Origin of the sequence: Streptomyces coffeae (assembly GCF_016741875.1) — a bacterium.
In the GTDB taxonomy this organism is placed as follows: domain Bacteria; phylum Actinomycetota; class Actinomycetes; order Streptomycetales; family Streptomycetaceae; genus Streptomyces; species Streptomyces coffeae.
The window spans coordinates 221210-232347 of the sequence record NZ_JAERRF010000005.1 but is presented as its reverse complement, the minus strand read 5'-3'; the positions used below and the strand labels follow the sequence as shown (position 1 = coordinate 232347).

General features: G+C 70.7%; 11 protein-coding genes. 6 read left to right on the top strand and 5 right to left on the bottom strand.

The window, feature by feature from the left end; translation table 11 throughout:
* Positions 1–213 precede the first annotated feature (213 nt).
* The 5 genes from JK363_RS10310 to JK363_RS10290 all read left to right on the top strand — a co-directional run bounded on the left by JK363_RS10310 (position 214) and on the right by JK363_RS10290 (position 6144).
* Entirely contained in the window at positions 214–1539 is a 1326-nt protein-coding gene (locus JK363_RS10310) for a DUF2252 domain-containing protein (protein WP_201874119.1), read from the top strand.
* Positions 1540–1623: 84 nt separating this feature from the next.
* Positions 1624–2685: a thioredoxin domain-containing protein gene (locus tag JK363_RS10305; RefSeq protein ID WP_236075659.1), complete on the top strand. Its 1062-nt coding sequence runs from the start codon at positions 1624–1626 to the stop codon at positions 2683–2685.
* A 64-nt stretch (positions 2686–2749) separates the two neighbouring features.
* On the top strand, positions 2750–3430 hold the full coding sequence (locus tag JK363_RS10300; RefSeq protein ID WP_201874118.1) for a hypothetical protein: 681 nt from the start codon (positions 2750–2752) through the stop codon (positions 3428–3430).
* Between the two features lie 84 nt (positions 3431–3514).
* Entirely contained in the window at positions 3515–4351 is an 837-nt protein-coding gene (locus tag JK363_RS10295) for a thioredoxin domain-containing protein (RefSeq protein WP_201874117.1), read from the top strand.
* A gap of 155 nt (positions 4352–4506) precedes the next feature.
* Positions 4507–6144, top strand: coding sequence for an alkaline phosphatase D family protein (locus JK363_RS10290; RefSeq protein ID WP_307821671.1), 1638 nt, complete (start codon positions 4507–4509; stop codon positions 6142–6144).
* 39 nt (positions 6145–6183) lie between these two features.
* Here JK363_RS10290 and JK363_RS10285 read toward each other — a convergent pair whose 3' ends face one another.
* Entirely contained in the window at positions 6184–6783 is a 600-nt protein-coding gene (locus JK363_RS10285) for a dienelactone hydrolase family protein (RefSeq protein ID WP_201874116.1), read from the bottom strand.
* Positions 6784–6886: 103 nt separating this feature from the next.
* Between JK363_RS10285 and JK363_RS10280 the strand changes: the two genes are divergently transcribed.
* Positions 6887–8020, top strand: a complete 1134-nt coding sequence (locus JK363_RS10280; RefSeq protein ID WP_201874434.1) for a mechanosensitive ion channel family protein — start codon at positions 6887–6889, stop codon at positions 8018–8020.
* Positions 8021–8027: 7 nt separating this feature from the next.
* On the opposite strand, the gene JK363_RS10275 is transcribed toward JK363_RS10280, so the two are convergent.
* From JK363_RS10275 to JK363_RS10260, 4 genes are all read right to left on the bottom strand, one after another.
* Positions 8028–8504 carry a GNAT family N-acetyltransferase gene (locus tag JK363_RS10275; RefSeq protein WP_201874115.1) on the bottom strand — a complete coding sequence of 159 codons (477 nt, stop codon included), beginning with the start codon at positions 8502–8504 and terminating at the stop codon, positions 8028–8030.
* Positions 8501–9442, bottom strand: coding sequence for an RluA family pseudouridine synthase (locus JK363_RS10270; protein ID WP_201874114.1), 942 nt, complete (start codon positions 9440–9442; stop codon positions 8501–8503). Before JK363_RS10270 ends, JK363_RS10275 begins: the two co-directional genes overlap by 4 nt.
* Positions 9443–9557: 115 nt before the next feature.
* Positions 9558–10139: a signal peptidase II gene (locus JK363_RS10265; RefSeq protein WP_201874113.1), complete on the bottom strand. Its 582-nt coding sequence runs from the start codon at positions 10137–10139 to the stop codon at positions 9558–9560.
* Between the two features lie 74 nt (positions 10140–10213).
* Positions 10214–10948, bottom strand: a complete 735-nt coding sequence (locus tag JK363_RS10260; RefSeq protein WP_201874112.1) for a TraR/DksA family transcriptional regulator — start codon at positions 10946–10948, stop codon at positions 10214–10216.
* Positions 10949–11138: the final 190 nt, after the last annotated feature.

Genomic DNA, 11138 nt, shown 5'->3' with positions numbered 1-11138 from the left:
GATGACGGCAGGGCGAGCCAGCTCCGAAGGTTACCCCTCCGCACTGACAGCGGGCGGGCACTGGCGAGTAGCCTCAGGCGTTGATCCGGACAGGCCGTCCCCTCCGCCGGGCGCTTGCGCACACGTCGGGCGGGACGGAAATTACCCTGTCGGTTCCGGTCCGGATCCACATGAGCCCGGCCAGATCTCTCATGCCCCCAGGAGGCGTTCCGCATGTCGACCCAGCTGACCCAGGCGGAACAGCGCGGCGAGCACATCCTCGCCGTCTTCGACACCGCCTTCGGCGAGCTGCTCGCCGCCGACCCGGCCGCCTTCCGCGTCAAGTTCCGGAAGATGGCCGCCTCGGCCTTCGCGTTCTACCGCGGCACGGCGTGTCTGTTCTACTCGGACGTGGAGCGGGAGCGCTCGGGCGGTCCGTATCTGGACGAGCGCACCAGCCGGGTGTGGATCCACGGCGATCTCCACGCGGAGAACTTCGGCACCTACATGGACGCCAACGGACGGCTGATCTTCAATGTGAACGACTTCGACGAGGCGTACGTCGGGCCCTTCACCTGGGACCTCAAGCGCTTCGCCGCCTCGGTCGCGCTGATCGGCTACACCAAGGCGCTCAGCGACGAGATGATCTCCGATCTGGTGCGCACGTACGCCACCGCCTACCGCGAGCGCGTCCACGCCCTGGCCACCGGCGCCAAGGACGACGAGGTGCCGCCGTTCACGCTGGAGACCGCCGAGGGCCCGCTGCTGGACGCGCTGCGCGACGCCCGCTCGCTGACCCGCTTCGGGCTGCTGGAGTCGATGACCGGGATCCGCGACTTCGAGCGCCGCTTCTCGGCGGGCGGCGGCTCCATCGAGCTGGACGCGGCCACCCGTTACAAGGTCCTGGCCGCCTTCGACGGCTATCTGGAGACGCTGCCGGAGTCCAGCCTCACCCGCCCCGACTCCTACCGCGTGAAGGACGTCGTGGGCCGTCGTGGCATCGGCATCGGCAGCGCCGGACTCCCCTCGTACAACATCCTTCTGGAGGGCAACAGCGACGCCCTGGAGAACGATGTGGTGATCTACATGAAGCAGGGGCAGACCCCGGCGGTCTCCCGGCACATCACCGATGAGGCGGTGCGCTCGTACTTCCGTCACGAGGGCCACCGCACGGTCATCTCCCAGCGCGCCCTCCAGGACCACGCCGATCCGTGGCTGGGCTGGACCGAGCTGGACGGCGCCGGGCAGCTGGTCGCCGAGATCTCGCCGTACGCGGTGGACCTGGACTGGTCCGACATCGACGACCCGGCCGAAATCGCCGCGGTCGTCGCCGATCTGGGGCGGGCCACGGCCACCATGCACGCGGCCGCCGACGACCAGAGCGGCCACTCGCTGGTGCCGTTCTCCACCGAGCGCGCCATCGACGCGGTGATCGCAGCCGACGAGCACGGCTTCGCGGAGCTGCTGGTGGAGTTCGCGCACTCCTACGGGGCGCGGGCACGGGCCGACCACCAGATCTTCGTGGACCTCTTCCGCAACGGCCGTATCCCCGGGCTCTGACGGCCGCGTCCCCGGACTGCTGCGCGGCCGCGGGGCGGGACCCGCGGCCGTCGCCCTCCGGCCCGCCCCATAGGGTTGTTGACCATGTGGCCCGGACAGCAGCCGCCAGGGGGCGAGCAGAACCCGCAGCACAACGGTCAGCACCAGCCGTACCCGCAGCCGGGGTCGCCCCCGCCGCCTCCGGGACCACCACCTGCCCAGCCTCCGGGCTACCCGCCCGGCCCTCCCCCGCCGCCTCCGGGCGGCGGCGGAGGCTGGGGTACCCCGCCATCGGACCGGCAGCGCCGGGCCGGGCTGACCGCGATCATCGGGGTGTCGGCGGCCGCCGCGGTGCTCGCCGCCGTGCTGGTGATCACCGACGATGACCCGAAGGACGGCTCCGCGGGCACCTCGGACCAGGCGCAGCCCTCCCAGCCGGGCCCGGGGGCCTCCGCACCGGCGGGCGGCACGGGCGGCAGCGGCGGCTCCGGCGATGACGCCCCCGGAAGCGGTGGCGGAGGCGGCTCGGGCGACTCCGGATCCGGCGGATCCGGCGGCTCGGGCCCCTTGGTCAAGCCCGCGCACACCTCCGGCGCCAACGGCACCACCGTGCTCATCGGCAAGAAGGGCTCCGGGCACACCCTGGATGTCTACGAGGACATGCGCTGCCCGGTCTGCTCCCAGTTCGAGCAGGGGGTCGGGGCCACCGTCCGCAAGGACATCAAGGACGGCACCTACCAGGCGTCGTTCCACTTCGGCACGTTCCTCGACAAGACCCTGAAGGGCAGCGGCTCCCGGAACGCACTCAGCGCACTCGGTGCGGCACTGAACGTGAGCACCGACGCCTTCCTCGACTACAAGGCCGCTCTGTTTTCCACCAAGCATCACCCCACGGAGTCCGAGGACTCCTTCGCCGGTGACGCCTTCCTGCTGGACGTCGCCGACGAGGTGCCCGCCCTCAAGGACAGCGCCGCCTTCCGCAAGGCCGTCCGCAAGGGCACCTACGACCGCTGGGCCCAGGAGATGTCCTCGGACTTCGACCGGTCCGGCGTGAGCGGGGTCCCCACCGTGAAGCTGGACGGTTCCGGGCTCACCGGGAGCGGTGGGTCGGTGCCCTTCACTCCGACGGAATTCACCGAGGCGGTGAACGACCAGCTGGGGGACTGACCGGCAGGGGCCGGGCCGGCTCTTGATGTCGCCCCTACAACCGGCCATGGCAGACTTTGAGGTCATGGACAGCACCGGACCGCAGCTGAGGACCGTGCGCGCGGCGCTCTTCACAGCGCTGTGCGTCACGCTGTCGTCGGCGTCCCATGTGCTGCTGTCGCGCACCCCGCTGCCGCTGGCCACCGTCGCCGTGCTGTCGGTCGCCGTCTTCGCCCTCGCCTACGCCCTCGCGGGCCGGGAGCGCGGCTTCTGGAGCATCGCCGCCCTGCTGGTCCCGCTGGAGCTGGCCGCCGACACCGTCTTCACCACCGGCCAGCACGCCTGCTACGGGCAGTCCGGCGGACCGGTGGCGGGCTCCCTGCGCTCCATGGGCGTCACGGTGCTCTGCAAGGGCGGCGATGTCGGCACCCCGCTGGCCCAGGTGACCCATTCGGGCGGTGGGACCCCGCTGGCGGTCGCGGTCAGCTCCGCCACGCCCTGGCTGCTGCTGGCCGCGCATATCGCGGTGGGGCTGATCGCCTCGGCCTGGCTGCGCCGCGGCGAGGCCGCCGTCGGGCGGCTGCTGGGCTCGCTGGCCTGGTTCGCCTTCCGGCCCCTGCTGCTGGCCGCCGCGGCGGTCGGCGCGGCGCTGGAGCCGCTCCGCCCGGGTCCGCGCGTGGTGCGCCCGGCCCGTCCGGCACCCGCGCTCCCCCTCCTCGGGCACTCCGTCGTGCGTCGTGGACCGCCCTGCTCGGCTCTGGCCTGAGCACGCTCCGAGCGCAGCTCTGAGCACAGCGATCCACCCACCCGTACGCAGTACTGACGCATTCACGACGGAGATCGATCACATATGAGCAACCGCAATAGCCACCAGAACAAGCAGGCCGCGCGCGAGCGGCTGCGCGCCGAGCGCGAGCGCCAGGCGAAGAAGGACCGGATGCGCCGCCAGCTGATCGTGGGCGGCGCGGTCGTCACGGTGCTGGCGATAGCCGGCGGCATAGGTTACGCCGTCTCCAACATGGACGGCGACACCACCGTCAGCCAGAAGTGGACGGCGGCCGCCGAGAAGACCAAGCTGGTCACGCCCGCGAACACTTCCGGCCCCAACGGCACCACGCTGATCATCGGCAAGAAGAGCGCCAAGAACACCCTGCATGTCTACGAGGACATGCGCTGCCCGGTCTGCTCCCAGTTCGAGCAGTTCACCGGCAAGACCGTCGAGGCGGACATGAAGAAGGGCACCTACAAGGTGCAGTACACGATGGCCGCCTTCCTGGACGACGCCCAGCAGATCGTCGGCACCGGCTCCAAGAACTCCCTGAGCGCGCTGGGCGCGGCGCTGAACGTCAGCCCGGACGCCTTCCTCGAGTACAAGTCCGCGCTCTACTCGGCGAAGAACCACCCCAAGGAGACCGACGACGCCTTCAAGGACGACAAGAAGCTGCTCGCCGTCGCGCAGCAGGTCAAGGTCCTCAAGGGCAACAAGGAGTTCGAGCGGGCCGTGAAGAAGGGCACCTACGACCACTGGGCGGTCGAGATGTCCAAGACCTTCAACAAGGCCAAGAAGGACGGCATCACCGGTACCCCGGCCTTCCAGATGAACGGCAAGAACCTGGAGGTCAACGAGAACCCGCCGATGACCCCGGAGCAGTTCACCCCGCTCGTCCAGCAGCACCTGAAGAAGTAGCCGCAACCCCACGATCCTTGACGGGGCCGGTGCGCGCCGGGAACGGCCCGCGCACCGGCCCCTCGGTGTCTGCGAGCGGTCTCCGGGGAGACATGTAGGCGAACTTCCCGCCGAGGCCTGTCCTCTGGGATTACTTACCAGTAATCTCCTCCGCCGTGACCCCCCATGACCACCACCACATATCGCGCCGCAGCGCCGTCACGGCCGTAGCCGCGACCGCCGCCCTGCTGCCCCTCGCCGGCCTCCCCGCCCACGCCGCGGACGGCCCTGCCTTCGTGCACGGCGTCGCCTCCGGTGACCCGTTGCCCGACGGAGTCCTGCTGTGGACCCGGATCACCCCCACGCCGGACGCGGTGCCCGGCTCCGGGCGCGGCCCCGCCATCGACGTCCGCTGGGAGGTGGCCTCGGACAAGGACTTCCGCTCGGTCGTCGCCCACGGCACGGTCCGCGCCTCCGCCGCCGCCGACCACACCGTCAAGGCCGATGTCCGCGGACTCAAGCCCGCCACCGACTACTTCTACCGCTTCAGCGCCGACGGCGGCGCCACCTCACCGGTGGGCCGCACCCGCACCACCCCCGCCGAGAACGCCTCCGCCGACAAGGTGCGTTTCGGCGTGGTCTCCTGCGCCAACTGGGAGTCGGGCTACTTCTCGCCGTACCGTCATCTGGCGGGCCGTACCGACCTGGACGCCATCCTCCACCTCGGCGACTACATCTACGAGTACAAGAGCGGCGAGTACCCGGAGGCAAAGTACGTCGTCCGGCCGCACCAGCCGACCCACGAGATCATCACCCTCGCCGACTACCGCGTCCGGCACGCCACGTACAAGACCGACGCCGACGCGCAGGCGCTGCACGCCGCGCTGCCGGTGATCGCCATCTGGGACGACCACGAGTTCGCCGACAACGCCTGGTCGGGCGGGGCGGAGAACCACACCCCGGACAGCGAGGGCACCTGGGCGGCCCGGATGTCCGTCGCCAAGCAGGCGTACTTCGAGTGGATGCCGGTGCGCACCTCCACCCAGGGCACCACCTACCGGCGGCTGCGCTACGGCAACCTGGCCGACCTCCACCTGCTGGACCTGCGCTCGTTCCGCGATCAGCAGGTGTCCACCGGCAGCGGCGAGGTGGACGACCCGGACCGTACGCTCACCGGGCGCGCTCAGCTGGACTGGCTCAAGTCCGGTCTGTCCGGCTCGAACACCACCTGGCGGCTGGTGGGCAACTCGGTGATGATCTCGCCGGTGGCCTTCGGCTCCATCCCGGCCGATCTGCTGGGCCCGCTCGCCGAGCTGCTCGGGCTGCCCAAGGGCGGGCTGGCCACCAACACCGACCAGTGGGACGGCTATACGGACGACCGGCGCGAGCTGCTGGCCCATCTGACCGACAACTCCATCAACAACACCGTCTTCCTGACCGGTGACATCCATATGGCGTGGGCCAACGACGTACCGGTGAAGGCCGCCACCTATCCGCTGTCCCGGTCCGCCGCCACCGAGTTCGTGGTCACCTCGGTGACCTCCGACAACATCGACGACATCCTCCATGTGGCACCGCACACGCTGTCCCTGGTGGCGGCCGCGGCCATCAAGGCCGCCAACCGCCATGTGAAGTGGCTGGACATGGATTCGCACGGCTACGGTGTGCTCGACATCACCGCCGAGCGGGCCCAGATGGACTACTACACGGTCTCCGACCGGACCGATCCGCACGCCGCCTCGTCCTGGGCCCGGTCGTACCGCACGCTCTCGGGCACTCAGAAGATCGAGCGCGTCGACAACCCGGTGGCCTGAACCGTACGAACCCGCCTGCGCGGGCTCAGAGTTCGTCGCTCAGAGTTCGTCGAGGAAGCCGAGGGCCACCCGCCAGGTGGCCTCGGCCGCTTCCTTGTCGTAGTCCGGCAGCTCGGGGTCGGTGTACAGATGCCCGGCCCCGGCGTAGCGGAAGACCTCCACCTCGGCGCCCGCCCGCCGCATCCGCAGATACCACGCGCTGAGCCAGTCGTGCGGCTCGAACGGGTCGGGGTCGGCGATATGCAGCTGCACCGGCAGTTCGTCGGTGGCCGCGTCGTCGGCGATGTCCGAGGTGCCGTGCAGCAGAAGCAGCCCGCGGGCCTTCTCGTCGCCCAGGGCCAGGTTCTGCGCGATCGACGCGCCGAGCGAGAAGCCCGCGTAGACCAGCCCGCGCTCGGAGTGGGGCGCCGCCGCGGTGATGGCCCGCTTCAGCAGCTCCTCCCGGCCGATCTCGTCCTTGACGGCAATGCCCTCCTCGACGCTGTCCGCCGTCCGCCCCTCGTACAGGTCGGGCACGATCACCTCGTGCCCGGCCGCCCGCAGCCGGCCGGCCGCCGCGTGCACCGCGGGGCGCAGCCCGTACACGGAGTGGAACAGAACGACCGTCGACGCTTCCGCCACCGCTTCACTTCTCCTCATCCGGGGTTTCGCTCGTCCCATCGTGCCAGTTACGTTCCGGAGGGGGCGGATCCGGGAAGACGGGACACCCGGGACTCCCGAAGGAAGGATGAGGTAGGTGTCCATGGAGGACGTACTGCGTCCGCTCGTCGTCATCGGCGGCTCACTGGCCATCACGCTGTGCATCGGCTGGGCCGTCGACTGGTTGCTGCGGAGGGCCGATGCCCGGCACCCGGAGACCCCGCTGTGGGGTCTGCTGCGGCGCTGTCGGCTCCCCTTGCAGGTGACCGTGTGCACGGCGCTGCTCAGCGGTTCGTACGACAAGACACGGGCGAAGGTCGTCGAGGCACACAGCTCGGCCATCGGTCAGCTCCTGGCCCTGGTGCTGATCGCGGCCACCGCATGGCTGGTGGTGCGGGTCGCGTCGGTCGTGGTGGAGTCCAGCTACGCGCGCTACGCCGCCAGCGCCCACGACCCGGCACGGGTGCGCCGGGTGCGCACCCAGGTGACGCTGATCCAGCGGGTGGTGACCGCGGTCGTCGGGGTGGTGGCGATCTCCGCGATGCTGCTGACCTTCCCGGCCATGCGCGCGGTCGGCACCTCGATGCTGGCCTCCGCCGGGCTCGTCGGCATCGTCGCCGGTATCGCCGCCCAGTCGACGCTGGGCAATCTGTTCGCCGGGCTCCAGATCGCCTTCGGCGACATGGTGCGCATCGGCGACACCGTGGTGGTCGACGGCGAATGGGGCACGGTCGAGGAGATCACCCTGACCTTCCTGTCCGTACGCACCTGGGACGAGCGCCGGATCACGATGCCGGTGTCGTACTTCACCTCCAAGCCGTTCGAGAACTGGTCGCGCGGCGGCACCCAGAAGACGGCCACGGTCCTGTTCCACCTGGACCACGGGGCGCCCATCGAGGAGATGCGCGACCGGCTGCGGGAGATCGTGCAGAGCTCCACCGCCTGGGACGGCCGGGACTGGAACCTCCTGGTGACCGACACCACCCCGAGCACCATCGTGGTGCGGGCGCTGGTCACCGCCCGGGATCCGGACGACGCCTGGACGATCCGCTGCGAGGTGCGCGAGCAGATGATCGCGTTCCTGCGGGACTTCCATCCCTACGCCCTGCCGCGGATCGCCACCGCCCCCGCGCCGGCCACCGCCCCGCAGCCCCGGCGCCGCCCCGAGCGCGAGGACCACTTCGCCCGCTTCGACGACACGCTGAGCAAGGACGGCACAGGGCGCGGCCGGAGCTGAGGCTCCCCTACAGGACCCGCCGCATCGCGCGGTGCGGAATGCCGCTGCCCTCGTCGAACTCCGGGCCGAACGCCTCGTAGCCCAGCCGCTCGTAGAAGCCGAGCGCATGGGTCTGAGCCTCCAGATAGACCGCGGTGAGCCCGCGGCGGAGCGCCTCGGCCTCGACGGCCCGCACCAACGCGGCCCCGAGCCCGGTACCACGGGCCGCCGCCGTCACGGCCAGGCGGCCGAGGGCGGCGGTGGTGGCGCCGTCCACCCCGGCGTGGGCGTACTTCGTGGCGGCGGTGGCACCGTGCAGAAAGCGGACGGTGCCGACGGGGCGCCCCTCGGGGCCGGTGGCCAGGAGGTGGACGGCGTCGCTGTCGTACGCGTCCATCTCCTCCTCTTCGGGGATCCGCTGCTCGCCCACGAAAACCTCGCGGCGGACCGCGAAGCAGCCCGCGAGGTCGCCGTCGGTGATGACGCGGATCGCCGGGACGGTCACGCGCTCTCCGCGCGCACGATGTCCAGGGCGCGCTGGAGGTCGTCGGGGTAGGCGCTCTCGAACTCGGTCCAGCCGCCGTCGGCCGGGTGCTCGAAGCCCAGCCGCACCGCGTGCAGCCACTGCCGGGTCAGCTTCAGCCGCTTGGCGAGCGTCGGGTCCGCGCCGTAGGTGAGGTCGCCGACGCAGGGGTGGCGGTGCGCGGCCATGTGCACCCGGATCTGATGCGTGCGGCCGGTCTCCAGCTTGATGTCCAGGAGGCTGGCGGCGCGGAACGCCTCGATCAGGTCGTAGTGGGTGACGCTCGGCTTGCCTTCGCTGGTCACCGCCCACTTGTAGTCATGCTGCGGATGGCGCCCGATCGGTGCGTCGATGGTGCCGCTCAGCGGGTCCGGGTGGCCCTGCACCAGCGCGTGGTAGCGCTTGTCGACGGTGCGCTCCCGGAACTGCTGCTTGAGCAGGGTGTAGGCGCGCTCGGACTTGGCGACGACCATCAGCCCGGAGGTGCCCACGTCCAGCCGGTGGACGATGCCCTGCCGCTCGGCGGCGCCGGAGGTGGAGATCCGGAACCCGGCGGCGGCCAGCCCCCCGATCACGGTGGGACCGGACCAGCCGGGGCTGGGGTGAGCGGCGACCCCGACCGGCTTGACGATCACCACGATGTCGTCGTCGTCGTGGACGATCTCCATGCCCTCGACGGGCTCGGCGACGATCCGCACCGGCGGCGCGGCCTGCGGCATCTCGACCTCGAGCCAGGCACCGCCGGAGACCCGGTCGGACTTGCCCGCGACACTGCCGTCGACCTGCACCTTCCCGGCTGCGGCCAGTTCGGCCGCCTTGGTCCGCGAAAAGCCGAACATCCGGGCGATCGCGGCATCGACGCGCTCGCCCTCCAGGCCATCGGGTACGGGCAGGGTGCGGATCTCGGGAATCGTACTCACCCGTCGAGTATGCCGGACCGGACGGACCGGTTCGTACGGCCGTCGTACACCGGCCATGACCGACCGGCCCCGCTCATTCCTTGTGGGCCGTGGCTCATTCCTTGTGGGCCGGGGCTCAGTCCTTGTGGACCGTGCCGTCCGGGTCCAGGCCGCGGAAGGACAGGATCACGATCAGGAAGCCGCCGCACACGATGGCCGAGTCGGCGAGGTTGAAGACCGCGAAGTGGGCCGGGGCGATGAAGTCCACCACCGCGCCCTGGAGGTGTCCGGGCGCCCGGAAGACCCGGTCGGTGAGATTGCCGAAGGCCCCGCCGAGCAGCATCCCGAGCGCGATCGCCCACGGCAGGCTGTAGAGCTTGCGGGCCAGCCGGGCGATCACCAGGATCACCCCGGCCGCGATCACCGTGAAGACGATGGTCATCGCCTCGCCGAAGCCGAAGGCGGCGCCGCGGTTCCGGATCACCTCGAGCCGGAGCAGGGTGCCGACCAGATCCACCGGAGCGTGGTGCTCCAGCTTGGCGACCACGACCAGCTTGCTGACCAGATCGAGCAGGTACGCGAAGGCGGCCACGGCGAGCAGCACCCCGATCCGCCGCTTCCCCCTGGCTCCGGTAGCCGTCGTATCGGCGCTGGTCCCGGCGCCCTCCTCGGCCTTCCCGGCATCTGGTGTACCGATGGCCTGCTCCGCCTCTGTCACGTGAGTCCCTCAACCTCGTCCGGGCCAGTCTCCCCCTGGCTCAGGACGAGGGTACGGCACACGCGTCCGGGTGGTCAGCGGCGCTCCTGGCGCTGCTTGCACTCGACGCACAGCGTGGCCCGCGGGAACGCCTGCATCCGGGCCTTTCCGATGGGGTTGCCGCAGTTCTCGCAGAGCCCGTAGGTCCCGGCGTCCAGCCGCTCGAGGGCGCGCTCGGTCTGGAGCAGCATCTCGCGGGCGTTCCCGGCGAGGGCCATCTCGTGCTCACGGGTGATGTTCTTGGTGCCGGTGTCGGCCTGATCGTCGCCCGCACCGTCTCCGGAATCACGCATCAGCCCGGTGATCGCCTCCTCCGAGGCAAGGATCTCGGTGCGCAGCCGGCCCGCCTCGGTCAGCAGCTCGGCGCGCGCCTCGGCCACCTCCTCCGCCGACCAGGGGTCCTCACCGGGGCGTACCGCGAGCTCACTGGGGTCGACCGGGGCGCCGGCGGCACGGGCCTTGGGCACGGGGGGCGCGGTCGTCGTGGCCTTCTTCGCCGTCGGCGCACCACCCGGGGTCTTCTTCGCAACCACTTTCCTGGCTCCCGTCTTCTTCGCGGGCACCGCCTTCTTGGCCGGTGCGGCCTTCTTGGCTGTGGTCTTCTTCGTCGGTGCGCTCTTCTTGGCAGCTTTCGCGGTCGCCTTGGCCGTGGACTTCGCCGCCGCGGCGGTCTTCTTCGCGGCCTTCTTGCCCGATGTGCTCTTCTCGGCGGGCGCGGCCTGCGTCGCCTTCGCCGTGCTCTTCTGCACGGCGGTCTTCCTAGCCACCATGGCCGCGGCCCCTTCACATATTGTGATCTTGCTCGCGAATCGTTCCGGAACGATAAATCGACTCCGGGGATGCGGCAACGGGGCACGCCGCCCGATTCGCCCGGCTTGCCCGTACGACAAACCGGTCTCCACCGTTGTGCCCCACTCCGCACCCGGTGAATCCGGCCGCGGACCGGTACCGGAGGGTGAC

Bases quoted from the DNA above. Each gene is read 5' to 3' on its own strand.
- JK363_RS10310 (WP_201874119.1), top strand. From the start codon at position 214: ATGTCGACCCAGCTGACCCAGGCGGAACAGCGCGGCGAGCACATCCTC.
- JK363_RS10305 (WP_236075659.1), top strand. From the start codon at position 1,624: ATGTGGCCCGGACAGCAGCCGCCAGGGGGCGAGCAGAACCCGCAGCAC.
- JK363_RS10300 (WP_201874118.1), top strand. From the start codon at position 2,750: ATGGACAGCACCGGACCGCAGCTGAGGACCGTGCGCGCGGCGCTCTTC.
- JK363_RS10295 (WP_201874117.1), top strand. From the start codon at position 3,515: ATGAGCAACCGCAATAGCCACCAGAACAAGCAGGCCGCGCGCGAGCGG.
- JK363_RS10285 (WP_201874116.1), bottom strand. From the start codon at position 6,783: ATGAGGAGAAGTGAAGCGGTGGCGGAAGCGTCGACGGTCGTTCTGTTC.
- JK363_RS10280 (WP_201874434.1), top strand. From the start codon at position 6,887: ATGGAGGACGTACTGCGTCCGCTCGTCGTCATCGGCGGCTCACTGGCC.
- JK363_RS10260 (WP_201874112.1), bottom strand. From the start codon at position 10,948: ATGGTGGCTAGGAAGACCGCCGTGCAGAAGAGCACGGCGAAGGCGACG.